We start from the raw sequence: 16,236 nt of genomic DNA, 5'->3' as shown, positions 1-16,236 counted from the left end.
TTGATGATCATGTCTGCGCGAGCTTGTCCAGGACGTCCACGACGTCGGCGGTGGTCGGCCGCAGCGTGATCTCGTCCCGCAGATGCCCGGCACGCTCGCGGTGCACCGGGTCGTCGAGCAGGGCAGCCACCTCGGCCCGGACGATCTCCGGTGCGGCGGCGGGGGCCGGCAGGTGGCGGCCCGCGCCCGAGGCGGCCAGCCGCCGGGCGGCGGCCGTGGTCTCCGAGATGAAGGTGACGGCGAGCTGCGGCACGCCGGCCCACATCGAGGTCATCGTGTTCCCGCTGCCGCCCGGGTGCACCGACGCCGCGCAGGTCGGCAGCAGAAGCCGCAGCGGCAGGCGATCCACCAGACGTACGCCGGGCGGCGGCGTGCCGAGCGCGGCCAGGTCCGCGCCGATCGCGGCCACCACGATCTCGGCGTCCAGCCCGGCCAGCGCGTGCACCAGCTCGGGCAGGCGGAACGTGTCCGGGCCGGACATCAGCGACAGCGCGGTCGACCACACCACGCACACCCGGCGCCGCTCCGGCGGATCAAACAGCCAGGCCGGAACCTCGCCGGAGCCGTTGTAGGGCACATACCGCACCGGGATCCGCTCGGCGGTGACCGGTGGCGCCACGGCCGCCGGGCACGGGTCAAGCACGTGGTCGATCTGGTCCAGGGTGAATTCGCCCAGCCCGTACCGGGGGAAGGAGTCACTTCGATCGGGCGGGACGATGCGCATGTGCTCCGGCTCGTGGGTGCCCACCGGACCCCACAGCGACAGCACCGCGGGCACCCCGGTCACCTTCGCGGCCAGCAGGCCCTCGAGGCTGGTCGGGTCGTGCACGACGACGTCCGGTCGCCAGCGCCGGGCAATGTCCACCGCCGCGTCGTACGAGCGGGCCTCGCGGGTGACGAACTCCGGTTCCACGTCGCGGCGGTACGCCGCCACGTCGAAGTCCGCGAGGCTCGCCATCCGCTGCCCGTTGATCGGGTGCAGCGGCAGCCACGGGTTGGGCCAGTGCCCGTCGACCGCCTCCTGGTAGTACTGGAGCCGGTTTGCGGTGACGATGTCCATGCCGTCGAGCACCGGCACGGGCAGCAGCCCGGCCGCCGCCACCGGCCCGGCCTGTGTGGGCGGGCACAGCACCCGCACCTCGTGCCCGAGGCTCTGCAACGCCCAGCCGAGCGGCACCATCGAGGCGTAGTGGGTGGCCCAGGAGGACACCGTGAACATCACCCGCATGGCTGCCGCCTAGCCGCCGGCCGGCACCCGGAACCGGCCGATCGCCGCGCTGTGCTTCTCGCGCAGCTCGTGGTCGCGGACGCCGAGCCCTTCCCGCGGCGCCAGCCCGAGCACCCCGACCTTGCCCTGGTGCAGATTGCGCCGCACCTCCCAGGCAGCCTGCCCGGTCTCGGACAGCGGATAGGTGCGCGACACGGTCGGGTGGATCTTGCCGCGGACGATCAGCCGGTTGGCCTCCCACGCCTCGCGGTAGTTCGCGAAGTGCGTCCCGATGATCCGCTTGAGCGACATCCACAGGTAGCGGTTGTCGAACTCGTGTACCGGCCCGGAGGTGGACGCGCAGGTGACCACCGTGCCGCCCTTGCGGGCCAGGAACACCGAGGCGCCGAACGTCTCCCGGCCCGGATGCTCGAACACGATGTCCGGGTCCTCGCCGCCGGTCAGCTCCCGGATCCGCCGGCCCATCCGCTTCCACTCGCGCGGGTTCTGGGTGCGCTCGTCGGACCAGAACTTGTAGTCGTCGGCCTGCCGGTCGATCACCGCCTCGGCGCCCATCGCGCGGCACAGCTCGACCTTCGCCGGGCTGGACACCACGCAGATCGGCGTGGCCCCGCCGGCCAGCGCGAGCTGGGTGGCGAACGAGCCCAGGCCGCCGGACGCACCCCAGATCAGCACGTTGTCGCCCTGCTTCATGGCGGCCCCGTTGCGGGACACCAGCTGCCGGTACGCGGTCGAGTTGACCAGGCCGGGCGCGGCCGCCTCCTCCCAGGTGAGGTGCGGTGCCTTCGGCATCAGCTGATTCGCCTTGACCAGGGCCAGCTCGGCCAGCCCGCCGAAGTTGGTCTCGAAGCCCCAGATCCGCTGCTCCGGGTCGAGCATCGTGTCGCCGTGGCCGTCCGCGGACTCCAGCTCCACCGACAGGCAGTGCGCGACCACCTCGTCGCCCGGGCGCCACAGCGTGACGCCGGGCCCGGTACGCAGCACCACGCCAGCCAGGTCCGATCCGAGGACGTGGTAGGGCAGGTCGTGCCGCCGGGCGAGGGGCGACCGCCGCCCGTACCGCTCCAGGAAGGAGAACGTGTGCATCGGTTCGAAGATCGACGACCACACGGTGTTGTAGTTGATGGCGCTGGCCATCACGGCCACTAGTGCCTCACCGGGACCGAGCTCGGGCACCGGCACGTCGTCGAGATGGAGGGACTTGCGCGGGTCCTTGTCGGCACTGTCCATGCCGTCGAACATGTCCACCTCGTCGCGGTGGACGGTGATCGCCCGGTAGCTGTCCGGCAGACGTAGACCGGCGTAGTCCTCGGTGGTCGCGTTCCCGCTCAGAATCGCGCTGGAGACCTCATGCACGTGTTGGCTCCCCGGGTAGCGGAGTGGATGGTGACGCCGAGGGGGACGTTAGGAGCAGCCCGCTCCGCTACCCAACCCCTACTGCCTGTTTGCGGGGTCGGAGAACGGGTTCGAGAGCGCCCCCTAATAGTGCTTTGTTAGGTTCGCGGCGTGTCGTTGGGGCGTCCTAAGAGTGGGTGTCTGAATATCGTGGTGTGAGGGCTGACGAACTGGCTGAGCTTGCGCCGCGCCTGGTCGGGTTCACGGCGCAGATGTTGGATGGTGCGGTCCGGCGTTCGGATCAGCGGGTCAAGGGCGAGTTGTACGTGCGTGGCCTGCTGACCGATGGGGCTCGCAAGTCGATGCAGCCGATGGCTGGACGCCTCGGGGTCGATCATCAGCAGTTGCAGCAGTTCATCACGTCCTCGACCTGGGACTACCAGGTGGTGCGGGCGAACGTGGCCCGGTGGGCGGTCGAGGCGATCGACCCGACGGCGTACGTGATCGACGACTCGGGGTTCCCGAAGGACGGCACCGCCTCACCGTGCGTTGCCCGGCAGTACTGCGGCACCGTCGGTAAGACCGGCAACTGTCAGATCGGGGTGAGTGTGCAGATGGTCACCGATGTCGCGTCGGTCGCCGCCAACTGGCGGCTGTTCTGCCCGGGGTCGTGGGACGACACCACGATCAGCGACCCCGAGCGGGCTGCCGCCGTGCGGCAGCGGCGCGACCGCGCCCGGATGCCCGACGACGTGCGGCACCGGGAGAAGTGGCGGCTGGCGTTGGACATGCTCGACGAGATGATCGACCAATGGGGGCTGCCGAAACTGCCGGTGACCGCGGACTCCGGCTACGGCGACTGCACCCTGTTCCGGCTCGGCCTGGCCGAGCGTGGCCTGCGCTACGTGGTCCAGGTCGACCCGAACGCCACCGCCCACCACGGCGACGCGGTCCCGGTGGCCCCGGCCTACTGCGGTCGGGGCCGCCCACCCCGGCCCGTCTACCCCGACCCGCCGGCCACCTTCAAGGACCTGGTCCTGGCCGCCGGCCAGAAGACGGCACGGCAGGTCACCTGGCGGCGAGGCAGCCGACGCAGTAGAGCGATCCCGACCGCGGCGATGCGTTCGCACTTCCTACGCCTGCGGATCCGCCCGGCGAACCGGGACATCCCTCGCGGTGCCGACGGCAGCCTGCCCGAGTGCTGGCTGATCGCCGAGTGGCCACCCGGCGCGGACGAACCGGTCAAGTACTGGTTGTCCACCGTGAACACCCGCACCTCCCTCACGGCCCTGGTCCGACTCGCGAAGATCCGCTGGCGAGTCGAGCACGACTACCGCGAACTCAGAACCGGCCTGGGCATCGACCACTTCGAAGGCCGCTCCTTCACCGGCTGGCACCGCCACGTCACCCTCACCGTGCTCGCGCAAGCCTTCAGCACCCTGCTGCGCCTGGACCCAAAAGTCCCGGCGCCGGCCTGACCCTCTACGCCGCACTGCGGCTCCTGCAACGACTGCTCGTCGTCATGGCCGGCGCATGCCACACCTGCAACCGCCCATTCCCCGACCCGCCAACCTAACAAGGCACTACTAGGTCGGGCACGGCGCAGCGGGTGCGGCCTCCCCAGGATCATGTTGTCTCGGCAACTCCATAATCACTGAAGAGCCGCGACGTCATCCATGGACCGCAGCCCGCTCAACCCCAGCTCAGCGCCCTACGAACCCGACTACGCAATGGCTCTGGCGGGAGAGGTCGGCCGGCAGGTCCGTCCGGCGGGTGACGTTCAGTTTGCGATACACCCGGGTCAGGTGCTGCTCCACGGTGCTGACCGTGATGAACAGCTTGCGGCTGATCTCCCGGTTGGTGTGCCCGCCAGCCGCCAGCATCGCCACCCGCCGTTCGGCGTCGCTCAGTGCGGTGAGCTTCTCGTCCTCGGAGGTGGCGTCCGGCTGCGGGTCGACCGCCACCGAGACGCCCATCGGTTCGTCCGGGACACCACCGCTGGGTGCCCTGTTCTGCTCGTCGTTGAGGTCGATGCGGGCCTGGTCGAGCAGTTCGGTGCCGAAGTCCGCGATCCCGACGTCCGCGGTCAGTTCCTTGGCCGCCCGGCCGGCCCGGCGCAGCACCAGCCGGGCCCGGCCGAGCTCACCCAGCTCGCGGTAGACCTGGCCCATGTCGGCGAGTGCCTGGGCGAGTTCCAGCCGGTCGCCGCAGCGCTCCAGCAGCTGGATCGCCTCGCGCAGGATGCCCATCCGGTCCTTGAGGTCGACGCTCGCGGCGAGCAGCCGCAGGGACGCGCCCCGGGCGCGTAGGCCCACCTTCTCCCCCGGCCGACCGAGCTGCTCGGTCAGCAGGTCCCGGGCCCGTTTGCGACCGCCGAGCCGCAGCTGCGCACGGGCCACGTCGCTGCGCCACGGCATCATCAGCGGTAGGTCGGCCCCGCAGCGCCGGACGATGGTCGCGCATCGCTCGAAGTCGTCCAGGCCGGCCAGGGCCCGCCCGATGGCGAGGTTGTGTTGGCCCGCGGCGTTCAGGTACCAGGCCCCGAACACCGAGTCGTACATCGCCCGCGGCACCGGGCGGTCGAGCAGGGCGGCGGCCTCGTCGTGGTGGCCCATCGCCGCCTCGGCCCGGATCACCACCGAGAGCGGAAAGCCGATCAGGACGCCCCAGCCCTGCGCCGGGAGTCGAGCCAGCGCGGTACGCCCGTGCGCCGCGGCCACGCTCAGCCCGCCACGCCGCAGCGCGATCTCGGCCCGGACCGCGCCCAGCACCGCCTGCCAAGTCGTGGCGCCACGCCGGACCGCCTCCTCGAACAGCACGTCGCACCAGTATCCGGCCCGGGTCAGCCGGTCCGCGTAGATCAGCGCGAAGATCGCCGCGGCGGCGACCTCGGGCACCACGGTGTCGAGCCGGCTCTCCAGGACGTGGTCGGCGGCCGTGACGACCTCCTTGGTGGCGCCGTCGGTCCACATCGCGCCGAGCCGCCCCAGCGCCAGCAGGCCCGGCGCGGCCGGGGTGGCCGGGGTGGCCTTCCGGCGGCGGACCTCGTCGTACGCCTTGGCGCGGCCGTGTCCGAAGATCCAGCTGATCGACAGCCGCAGCTCGGCCTCCGCCCGGTGGTCGGCCGTCGACGCCGGCGCGCGCAGGCCGGAGAGGCGGCTCATCGCGCCGGACAGGTCGCCCTGCCACAGCGCGTGCCGGATCACCGGCGCGGCATCACTGTGGGTGAGCTCGCCGGCGTCCAGGGCGTCGTGCAGCAGGGTGAGGTGTGGGGTGGCGGCGGATGGGTTGACCTGCCAGGCGGCCCGCACCAGCGCCGCGTGAAACGGCACCCGGGCGCCGTCGTCGTCGCAGGTCCGCACGGCCAGTTTCAGGCTGGTCATGGCGAGCGCGGCGTCCTGCCCGATGGTCTGGTCGGCGGCCTGCCGCAGGATCGGCACCGCCCAGTCGCCCGGCACCTCGCCGGCGGCGATCACGTGGCGGGCCACGTCGACCACGTTCACACCGTGGCCGTGCAGCACCTCGGCCGCCCGGACGTGCAGGTAGGACACCATCTCAGCGGGTTCCGCCTCGAGCACGACGGTGCCGGTCACCGGCGCGTTGTAGCGGCATCCGGTGGTCACCCCGGCCGCGGTCAGCGCGTCCAGGACCTCGACCACGACGTGCCGCCGCAGGCCCAGCAGCTGGGCGACCAGCTCTGCGGTGGCCCGCTCGCCGAGCACCGCGAGCGCCCGGCCGACCTGCAGGAATTCCGGCTCCCAGCGATGCAGGCAGTCGAGTACGGCCTCGCGGAACGCCGGGCCGAGGACCGGTGCGGCACTTCCCTCGGTGCCCCGGCCGTCTTCCACGTTGTCCGCGATCAGGGCATGCAGGAGCAGCGGGTTGCCGCCGGTGAGCCGATGACAGGCTGCGGTGAACGCCGGCTTCGGCTCGGTGCCGAGGGCGCGGGCGACCGCGTCGGCTGTGGTGGCAGCGGAGAGCAGGCCGAGGACGAGGCGGCGCTGCGGCTGCCGGGTCAGCTCGGCCCGCAGCGGCGGGCGGGCCAGCTGCGGGCGCTGCCACTCGGACAGCACCAGCATCACCCGGGCGCGCCGCATCCGCCGACGCAGATAGAGCAGCACCTGCAGGGATGCCTCGTCGGCGTACTGGATGTCGTCGATGCTGATCACCAGAGGCCGGTCCCGGCCGAGCTCGAGGAGCACCGCGCAGAGTCCGTGGATGCGTCGGGCGTCGGATTCGCCGAGGACGCGGCGGAACGTGCGGGTGTCCTCGGGCGGGGTCTCGGCGGCCACGTCGAGGTCCATCACGTCGGCGACGCGTTCGTCCAGGTGCGCCGGTAGCGTGGTGCTGCGGACCAGCTGGCCGATGAGCCCGGCGGGCAGCGCCCGCTCGGCGTGGGCTGCGGTCGCGGTCAGCAGCACGGCGCCGGCCTCGACGGCACGTTCCCCGAACGCGTGCAGCAGTTCCGTTCTGCCGCTGGCGAGGGGTCCCCTGACGACAACGGTCTGGCCATGGCCCGCGCTGCTCTTGTGCAACAGAGTCATTAATTGCGCGAGCTCATCATCCCGGCCAAGTAGCATCGTGAACCACATCCCCCGTGTTCAACGAAGATACATATGTATGAGCACCAACAGTGCACAATTAGATTCGTTCGTCCCAGCAGGCTGACCAGCGCCCACGCCTCCTACTGGCGGATTCGGCAACTCGATAAGCCGACCCGTTCCGCGAAGACCCGAAGAAGCTATCACACATTCACACCTGTTACCACACCCCTTGCACGGGAGGCCGCTTGCCTGATGCAGGCCGTAAGCGCTCTCATGCAACGCCCCGCCCGGCCAGAGCACCGCCGACGAGATTGACGAAGAGGTAGGCGGCCCAGCTGATGCAAATGCGCAGTCCAGGGTCGAAACCCGCGAGTAACAAAAGGCCCACCGGCCGATAACCCCGGCCGCCTCCCTTTACGGTCCGGACGCACTTCCCACCGGAAGCCGCCCCCTACGCACCCCTATTAGCGACCGGGGCGAGCCTCGGCGTAGGGGTTGCCGCTGCGCTTTGCGCGCTGCCACCCTGAAGCATTCCGCCGCCCCCGAGGGCGTGCCGGTTCTGCGGCTCCGTCAATTCTCACCGACCCGCCCGATCCGGTGGACGTATCGGAACCTCGGCGTAAACTTTCCGCTTTTTACCTTACCGTCACGTGTAGGGAGCCGCTTCGCCATGGAGACCACCCTCGCCGCGGCCGCCGGAGGCGGGCCGTCCACGATCCAGTCCGTCCTGGTGGCGCTCGCCGTGCTGCTGCCCACCGCCTACCTGTGCGGGCAGATCGCCCGCCGCGCCGGCCAGCCCGCCGTGATGGGTGAGATCGTCGGCGGCGTGGCCCTCGGGCCCAGCCTGCTCGGACTGCTGCCGGGCAACCCGACCGAGGTGCTGTTCCCGCCGGAGATCCGGCCCATCCTCCAGGCACTCGCCCAGATCGGGCTGGTCCTGTTCATGTTCGGGGTGGGCTATCACCTGAACCTGTACGGGCACCGCGTCGGCCGGAAGGTCGCCGTGATCTCGCTGAGCTCCGTCGCTCTTCCGTTCACCCTCGGCGCCGGGCTCGCCGTCGCGTTTCACCACCTGCTCGACACCGGCGAGGGTCTGCCTGGCCTGCTAGGCCCGGCCCTGTTCCTGGGCGCCGCGATGTCGATCACCGCGTTCCCGGTGCTGGCCCGGATCATCACCGAGCACGGACTGAACCGCCGGCCCGTCGGCCAGCTCGCCCTGGCCTGCGCCGCCGTCGAGGACCTGCTGGCCTGGACCGCCCTGGCCGTCGTCGTGGTGGTCGTGAACGCGGACAGCCCGTGGCGGCTCGGCGGGATGGCTCTCGAGATCGCGGCGTTCGTCCTGCTCATGTATTTCGCGGTCCGCCCCGCGCTGGCCTGGCTGCTGTCCCCCGAGCGCCGCTGGGCCGCCACCGGCGGTATCACCCACACCGTGCTCATCACCGGGCTTCTGCTCAGCGCGTTCACCACCGAGTTCATCGGCCTGCACGCGGTCTTCGGCGCGTTCGCGTTCGGCGCGGTCGTTCCCCGGCTGCTCGTCGAGGCGCAGCACCCGGAGGTGCCGGACCAGATCGAGCACACCAGCCTGCTGCTGCTGCCGGTGTTCTTCACCCTCACCGGGCTGTCGGTGAACATCGGCGGACTGGGCGTCGACGGCGTCATCATGGTGGTCGCCGTGATCGTGGTGGCGGTGGTCAGCAAGTTCGTGGCGGCGTCCAGCGCGGCACGGCTGACCGGTTCCGACTGGCGGGAGGCGCGCGTCCTCGGCGTACTGATCAACGCACGTGGCCTGACCGAGCTGGTCATCCTCAACGTCGGCCTCAGCCTTGGCGTCCTGAACAGCCAGATCTTCACCGCCATGGTGATCATGGCGCTGGTCACCACGCTGATGACCGGTCCGCTGCTGCGCCGGCTGCTGACGCCGGAGGAGCGCGGCGAACCCGCACCCGCCCTGCCTGCCGGAGCCGGCTCGGTGGCGGGCGCCGGACCACAGCCTTAAGGCGGCCTATAGCCCACGCGGCTACGGTCCCCGCACATACCTGGGCCGGTTCCCGCCTCCCGGCGGGCCGGTCCACCCCGGACACCGGCGGGAGCGCGCTGTGAGCGAGTTGAAGAGTCTGGTCCTCGACCAAATCCGCAAGTACCACCAGGAGCAGACGACCGGCGACTCCTTCATCCCGGGCGTCACCCCGTTGCTGTCCGCCGGCGCCGTCCTCGACGAGGACGACCGGGTCGCCGTGGTGGAGGCGGCGATAGAGCTGCGCCTCACCTCCGGCGTCACCACCCGGCAGTTCGAGCGGGCCATGGCGATGTACATCGGAGCGCGCAAGGCACACATGACGAACTCCGGCTCGTCGGCCAACCTGCTGGCGCTCACCGCGCTCACCTCGGACCAGCTCGAGGACCGCAGCCTGCGGCCCGGCGACGAGGTGATCACGGTGGCCGCCGGCTTTCCCACCACGGTCAACCCGATCCTGCAGAACGGCCTGGTGCCGGTGTTCGTCGACATCGAACTCGGCACGTACAACACCACCGTGGAGCGGCTGCGCGGGGCGATCGGGCCGCGTACCAAGGCCATCATGATCGCGCACGCGCTCGGCAACCCGTTCGCCGCCGAGGAGATCGCCCAGCTGGCCGACGACCACGACCTGCTGCTCGTGGAGGACAACTGCGACGCGGTCGGCTCCACCTATCGGGGAAAGCGCACCGGCACCTTCGGCGCGCTCAGCACGATCAGCTTCTACCCCGCCCACCACATCACCACCGGCGAGGGCGGCGCCGTCGTGACGGACAACCTGGTGCTGGCCCGGATCGTCGAGTCACTGCGCGACTGGGGACGCGACTGCTGGTGCGAGCCGGGCGAGGACAACAAGTGCCGCAAGCGCTTCAGCTATCAGATGGGGACGCTGCCGCACGGCTACGACCACAAGTACATTTTCTCGCACCTCGGCTACAACCTGAAGTCGACGGACCTGCAGGCCGCGCTGGGCCTGACCCAGCTGCCCAAGGTGGAGGAGTTCGGCCGGGCCCGGCGGCGCAACTGGAAGCGCCTGCACGACGCGATCGCCGACCTGCCCGGGCTGCTCATGCCCCGGCCCACCCGGGACAGCGACCCGAGCTGGTTCGGCTTCGTGCTGACCGTCACGCACGAGGCCGAGTTCAGCCGGGACGAACTGGTGGCCTTCCTGGAGGACCGCCGGATCGGCACTCGGCGGCTGTTCGGCGGCAACCTGACCCGGCACCCGGCCTACATCGGGCGGCCGCACCGCATCGCTGGCGACCTCACCAACAGCGACATCATCACCGACCGTACGTTCTGGATCGGCGTCCACCCGAAGCTCACCACCGAGATGGTCGACTACATGGCCGCCTCGATCCGGGAGTTCGCCACCGCCCGCTACCGGCGTGGCCGGGCGACGAGCGCGGAGGAGCCCACGGCTTGACCGACCCGGAGACCTACCGGAGGTACGCCCAACTGCGCGGAGAATGCCCGGTGTCCCGGGTACGGCAGCCGAACGGGATGGAGACCTTCCTCGTCACGCGCTTCGCCGAGGTGAGCGAGGCGCTGACCGACGCCCGGCTCGGCAAGAACCCGCGGCACGGCGCCGCGATGCTCGCGGCCGGTGGCGCCGGCATGCCTCGGGAGGGCGGGAATCTGGGCGGGCACCTGCTGGCCAGCGATCCGCCCGAGCACACACGGCTGCGAAAGCTGCTCGCCCGGGAGTTCACCATGCGGCGGGTGGAGTCGATGCGCCCGGCCGTCCAGCGGCTCGCCGACCGGCTCGTGGACGACATCGCGCGGGACCTGACCGACGGGACCGGCGAGGTGGACCTGCTGCCGGCCTACGCGGTCCCGCTGCCGATCATCGTGATCTCCGGCCTGCTGGGCATCCCGCAAGCCGACCAGGAGCGGTTCCGGGCCTGGACGCGAGCGATTCTCCAGCCGCTCGGCTCGCCGGGCAAGGCGGACGGCGTACGCGAGTTCAGCGCCTACCTGAGCGACCTGATGGAGGCCAAACGCGCGCACCCCGGCGACGACCTGTTCAGCGCGCTGGTCGCCGCGGAGGCCGACGACCGGCTCTCCCCGCAGGAGCTGATCGGCACCGCCATCCTGCTCATCGTGGCCGGTCACGAGACCACGGTGAGCCTGATCGCGAACGGCGTCCTGGCCCTGTTGCGCCACCCCGGCCAGCTCGAGCAGGTGCGGGCCCGAACGGAGCTGCTCCCGGCCGCGATCGAGGAGTTCCTGCGGTACGATGCGCCGCTGGACCGGGCGACCGCGCGCTGGGCCGTGGAAGACCTGGAGATCGCCGGCACGCCGGTGCCGAAGGGCGCGATGGTCATCGCGGCTCTCGGCTCGGCCAACCGGGACGAGACGGTGTTCCCGGATCCGGACCGGCTGGACGTCAACCGGGAGCACGCGCACCGGCACCTCGCCTTCGGCCGCGGCATCCACCACTGCGTCGGCGCCCCGCTGGCCCGGTTGGAAGCCGAGACGGCGATCGGCACGCTGCTGCGGCGGTTCCCGTCGATCGAGCTCGCGGTGCCGGCCGAGAAGCTCCACTGGACGCCGACCATCGTCATGAACAGCCTGGACGCGCTGCCGGTACGCGTGTCCGTGCGCTGACGACGGAAAGGACCGGCCTCGATGGGCCGGCCCTTTCGTGCGATGCGGCGACCGGCTCAGCCGGCCGGCTCGGTGGCGACGCGGCGCCCGCCGAACGAGCGGACCCCGAAGGCACCCATCCGGATCTCCCCGAAGATCTCGTCGCCCTCGATCGTGGCGTTCCCGGAGAAGCGCAGCTTCCGGGGCACCACCAGGGTCGACTTCCAGGAGAGCCGGTTGCCCTCGACCCTGCCCTCCTCCAGCGCCACCTTGCTCTCCACCAGGTCGAGAGTGCCGGTGAAGCTGTCGCCGTCCGGTTCCATCGACAGCTTCCAGTCGAAGTCGCCCTTCGGCGTGTGGGCGACGATCGCCCACTCTCCCTTGAGGTCCATGTGCTTCAGCCTTCCCGGCCGGTTGTCCGGCCCGTGGTCAGTTGTCCAGCAGTTCGGCGACGGCCTCGGCGAGCCGCCGGTCGGCCAGCATCCCGGCATGCTCCACCGGGCAGTGCACCTCCTTGGCGACCGCCACCTCCACACCGTTGGCCCGCATCGCGTTCAGGCCGCTCAGCGGGGTGTTGGAGGAGAACGCGACCGCTTCGCGCCAGCGCTCACGGGGATCCAGCTCGCTCGCCAGGGCGAGATAGCCGAGAAAGCCCGAGAACACGCCGAACAGCTCGGCCCGCCGGGTGGCGTCCAGGCCGGCCCGGGCCAGCGCCGGATCGCCGAAGTCGTGCATCAGCGTGATCAGCCGGTCCTTCAGGTCGACCGGGCCGGTGCTGTACTCGAACGCCTGCTGCCCGATCCGGCGGGCCTCGGCGATCTCGGCGGCGGACAGCGTGCCCGCCATGAACCCGGAAACCTTCTGGAACTGCCACATCAGGATCTGCGAGTTGAGCAGCTCCGGGTCGAAGATCACGACGAGCGGCGGGTCCTGCCAGGCGGCGATGCGATCGGCGAGCGCCGCGGCGTACACCGAACCGGCGCAGAAGCCGAGCACCGCCTTGACCGGCGCCCGCTCCGCGGCCAGGTCGCGGATCCAGTGCTCGACGTAGCCGGCACCGGTGGACGCCTCGGGTGAGCCGGGCGCCGGCGGCAACGTGTGCCAGATCGGCTCGGGCCGGTTCATGGTGCCGGCCAAGGCGGCGAACGTCGCCTCGGGCCGGCCGGTGGTGTCGAAATCGACGGCCAGCACGACGGGTGTCGCCCGGTCGCCGTTGGCCAGGGCCTTCCACGCGCCTGATTCCTTCATACTCATCCTCACGGCAGGGCCGGCTGGGGCCGATTACGAGCGTAGGAGCCGGATTCGCGGCGCCCCACCCCTGCCGCACCCTTATCCGGCCGGGCGGCGCCGGAGCCCCGTCCGCTAGGGGTACTGAGGCCCCGGTGCGCGCTCATATCGTTCCGGCATGGCACCCGTATCGCATGTCGCCGGAGTTCCGCGGGACCTGATTCCGGCCAGCCGCAAGGAAGAGGCGATGTGGCTGCTGGACCGGCTGGTGCCGGACAGCGCCGCGAACAACCTCGCGCTCGCCTTTCAGGTCGAGGGCAAGCTCGACGCGGACGTGCTGCGTGCCGCGCTCGCCGTGCTGCTGCGCCGGCACGATGTGTTGCGAACCGGCTACATCGCGGCCGGCGCGGAGCTGGCCAAGGGCGTGATCCCGGCCGACGGGTTCCCGGTTCCCCTCGAGGTGATCGAGGCGTTCCAGCCGGACGCCGCGGAGCCCGACCTGGGTCTTCGGCCGTGGCTCACCCAGCGGTTCGTGCTCGACGGGCGGCCGCTGGTGCGCGCCGGGCTGTTCCGCCACCGCGACGGCGACATCGTCTGCCTCGCGTTCCACCACCTGGTGTACGACATCATCTCCGGCGCCCTGCTGATCGAGGAGCTGGCCACCGCGTACGCGGCCCTGGCCGCCGGTCGCCCGGTGCCGCCGGAGCTGCTGACCCCGGTCGCCCCGTACCACGAGCCGGAACCGTCCGCCGCCGATGTCGCCTGGTGGCGTGACCAGCTGTCCGGCTACGATCCTGACGCGCTGGACCTGTGGTGCGGCGCCGACGACCCGGCCCGGCCCACCCTGCACGGCGCCTATCTCACCCACGTGCTGTCGGCGGAGGCCCGGGACACCGTCCGGAGGCTGCCCGCCGCGCTGCGGGCCCCGGAGGCGGCGGTGCTGCTCGCCGCGTTCGACGTGCTGCTCGCCGCGCACGGCGCCGGGCCGGACCTGGCCGTCGGCTCGCCGGTGAGCGTGCGCCCGCGGGAGACGCCGCGCGCCGTCGGTCACCACACCAACGTGCTGCCGCTGCGGGTTCGGGTGGATCCGCGGGACACGTTCCGCGGCCTGGTGCGGCAGGCCCGCGACGTCTACTTCGGCGCGCTGGCCCACGCCGGGGTCCCGGTCGACAGCGTGCCCGAGCTGGCCCCGCAGGGCACCGCGTCCTGGCGCAACCGGCTCTGCCGCCACCTGTTCAACTACTTCCCGCAGCCGGACGTGTCCGGCTTCACGGTGGCCGGCCTGCCCGCCCGCCAGCTGGTGGTGGAGAACGGCTACAGCAAGTTCGACCTCGAGTTCTTCGTGCAGACCTCGCCGCAGGAGATCCGCGTCTTCGCGCGCTACTCCGCCGAGAAGTTCACCGAGCCCGAGGTGCGCGCCCTGGTGGAACGGTACGAGGCACTGCTGCTCAGCGCCGGCCCGGACGCCGACCGGCCGCTCGGCGAGCTGCTCGTGTGGAGCCCCGCGGACCGCCACGTGATCGCGGCGGCGAACGACACCGCCCGCTCGTTCAGCCCGTCGGACGTGCCGGCCGCCGTGCACGGCCACGCCTGCCGCACCCCGGACGCGATCGGGATGCGCGACGGGGACCGCGAGGTCACCTACGGCCGATTGTGGGACGCCGCCCGGCACAACCGCGATCTGCTGCTGGCCGCCGGGGTCGCGCCCGGTGACGTGGTGGCGATCATGACGACCCGCAGCCCTGAGCTGACCGCGGTCGTCCTCGGCGTGTGGCTGGCCGGCGCCGCCTATCTGCCGGTGGACCCGGAACACCCGGCCCAGCGGGTGAGCTATCTGCTCGCTGATTCCGGCGCGACCGTGATCGTCACGGACCGGGACCTGGCGCCTCGGCAGCCGGGCACGGCGGTGCTGGCGCTGCCGCGGATCGACGACGCGCCGGCCGCTGAGCCCGGGCCGGCGCCGGATACCGACCCGGAGTCGGCGGCATACCTGATCTACACGTCCGGGTCGACCGGGCGGCCGAAGGGCGCGCTGTTGCCGCACCGGGCCATCAGCAACATAGCGGGCGACTACACCGAGCGGCTGGGCATCGGTGCGGGCGACGGGACGCTGTGGACGACGACGTTCGCGTTCGACATGGCGAATCTGGAGCACTACGTGCCGCTGTACTCCGGCGGGCACATCGTGGTCGCGCCGGACTCGGCACGCACCGACGGAAGGGTGCTGCGCGCGCTGATCGAGCGCTACCGCCCGGTCGTCGTCCAAGGCACCCCGACGACCTTCCGCCTGGTGCTCGACGACGTCGCCGACGTGCTGGCCGGGATCAAGGTGGTGATCGGCGCCGAGGTGGTGCCGGTGCCGCTGGCGCAGCGACTGCTCGACACCGGCTGCGAGGTGCACCACGCCTACGGCCCCACCGAAACCACCACCTGGTGTACGTGGGGAGTGCTGCCGCCCGTGCTCGGCGAGCGGCTCGACATCGGCGCGCCGATCGCGAACACCCGGATGATGGTATTGGCCCCGGACGGACGGGAGCTGCCGGTGGGCGTACGCGGAGAGGTCTGCATCGCCGGGGACGGCGTCGCGCTCGGCTATCACGGCCGCCCCGAGCTGAATGCGCAGCGGTTCGGCGAGCACCTGGTGTACGGCCGGTTCTACCGGTCCGGGGACACCGGGCGCTGGCTGCCGGACGGCACGCTGGAGCTGTTCGGCCGGGCCGACCGGCAGGTGAAGCTGCGCGGCAACCGGATCGAGCTGGGCGAGGTGGAGGCGGTGATCCTCGGCCACCCCCGGGTGCGCGCCGCGGCGGCCGTGGTGGTCGGCGACCGCAGCGCCGACGGGCGGCTGGTGGTCTTCGTCGAGGCCGACGAGGACCTGCCGCTGGACCGGCTGTGGGAGTTCAGCCGGGGCGAACTGCCGCACTCCGCGCTCCCCCAGTCGTTCGTGGTGGTGGGCGCGCTGCCGGTGAACGCCAACGAGAAGATCGATTATCCGGAGCTGGAGCGGCGGGCCGCGGCCGGAGCGACGCCGGCCGTCCCGGCCGCGGTGGACACCGCCCCCGACGGCGACGACGAGCTGGCCGGATCCTTGCTGCTGCTCTGGCGGCGCCTGCTCGGCCGCGACGACCTGACCGTGGAGTCGAACTTCTTCATCGAGGGCGGGCATTCCCTGCTCGGCGCCCAGCTGGTGCAGCAGATCGAGGAGACGCTCGGGGTGCCGGTGGCGCTGGCCGATCTGTTCGCCGCGCCGGCGCCGGCCGCTCTGGCCGCGCAGATCCGGGTGCGCCAGGCGGCGTGAC

General features: G+C 71.5%; 10 protein-coding genes. 5 read left to right on the top strand and 5 right to left on the bottom strand.

The features are described 5' to 3' along the window. Nucleotides 1-7: 7 nt before the first annotated feature. Entirely contained in the window at nucleotides 8-1,228 is a 1,221-nt protein-coding gene (locus tag D7223_RS12015; RefSeq protein WP_120728257.1) for a nucleotide disphospho-sugar-binding domain-containing protein, read from the bottom strand. Between the two features lie 9 nt (nucleotides 1,229-1,237). After that, nucleotides 1,238-2,584 carry a crotonyl-CoA carboxylase/reductase gene (ccrA, locus tag D7223_RS12010; protein WP_120728256.1) on the bottom strand — a complete coding sequence of 449 codons (1,347 nt, stop codon included), beginning with the start codon at nucleotides 2,582-2,584 and terminating at the stop codon, nucleotides 1,238-1,240. Nucleotides 2,585-2,778: 194 nt separating this feature from the next. Here ccrA and D7223_RS12005 point away from each other — a divergent pair, with 194 nt between their 5' ends. Next, entirely contained in the window at nucleotides 2,779-4,041 is a 1,263-nt protein-coding gene (locus D7223_RS12005) for an IS701 family transposase (RefSeq protein ID WP_120728253.1), read from the top strand. A 225-nt stretch (nucleotides 4,042-4,266) separates the two neighbouring features. Here D7223_RS12005 and D7223_RS11995 read toward each other — a convergent pair whose 3' ends face one another. Continuing rightward, nucleotides 4,267-7,143 (bottom strand): helix-turn-helix transcriptional regulator, encoded by a 2,877-nt coding sequence (locus tag D7223_RS11995; protein ID WP_272948692.1) that lies wholly within the window; start codon nucleotides 7,141-7,143, stop codon nucleotides 4,267-4,269. A gap of 634 nt (nucleotides 7,144-7,777) precedes the next feature. On the opposite strand from D7223_RS11995, the gene D7223_RS11990 reads away from it, so the two are divergent. From D7223_RS11990 to D7223_RS11980, 3 genes are all read left to right on the top strand, one after another. Next, nucleotides 7,778-9,103 (top strand): cation:proton antiporter, encoded by a 1,326-nt coding sequence (locus D7223_RS11990; RefSeq protein WP_120728249.1) that lies wholly within the window; start codon nucleotides 7,778-7,780, stop codon nucleotides 9,101-9,103. A 100-nt stretch (nucleotides 9,104-9,203) separates the two neighbouring features. Beyond that, on the top strand, nucleotides 9,204-10,547 hold the full coding sequence (gene rfbH, locus D7223_RS11985; RefSeq protein WP_120728247.1) for a lipopolysaccharide biosynthesis protein RfbH: 1,344 nt from the start codon (nucleotides 9,204-9,206) through the stop codon (nucleotides 10,545-10,547). Further along, complete coding sequence (locus D7223_RS11980; RefSeq protein WP_147252484.1) at nucleotides 10,544-11,731, top strand: cytochrome P450 family protein; 1,188 nt, start codon at nucleotides 10,544-10,546, stop codon at nucleotides 11,729-11,731. Before rfbH ends, D7223_RS11980 begins: the two co-directional genes overlap by 4 nt. 56 nt (nucleotides 11,732-11,787) lie before the next feature. Here the strand turns inward: D7223_RS11980 and D7223_RS11975 are convergent, their stop codons facing one another. Then, nucleotides 11,788-12,102, bottom strand: a complete 315-nt coding sequence (locus D7223_RS11975; protein ID WP_120728243.1) for a hypothetical protein — start codon at nucleotides 12,100-12,102, stop codon at nucleotides 11,788-11,790. A 37-nt stretch (nucleotides 12,103-12,139) separates the two neighbouring features. After that, complete coding sequence (locus tag D7223_RS11970) at nucleotides 12,140-12,958, bottom strand: hypothetical protein (protein WP_120728241.1); 819 nt, start codon at nucleotides 12,956-12,958, stop codon at nucleotides 12,140-12,142. Nucleotides 12,959-13,115: 157 nt separating this feature from the next. Here D7223_RS11970 and D7223_RS11965 point away from each other — a divergent pair, with 157 nt between their 5' ends. Next, nucleotides 13,116-16,235 (top strand): non-ribosomal peptide synthetase, encoded by a 3,120-nt coding sequence (locus D7223_RS11965; protein ID WP_120728238.1) that lies wholly within the window; start codon nucleotides 13,116-13,118, stop codon nucleotides 16,233-16,235. The last annotated feature ends 1 nt before the right edge of the window (nucleotide 16,236 follow it).

It is taken from the genome of Micromonospora endolithica, from assembly GCF_003626595.1.
GTDB lineage: Bacteria > Actinomycetota > Actinomycetes > Mycobacteriales > Micromonosporaceae > Micromonospora > Micromonospora endolithica.
The sequence above is the reverse complement of the archived record's forward strand: the minus strand, read 5'-3'. Positions and strand labels throughout refer to the sequence as shown.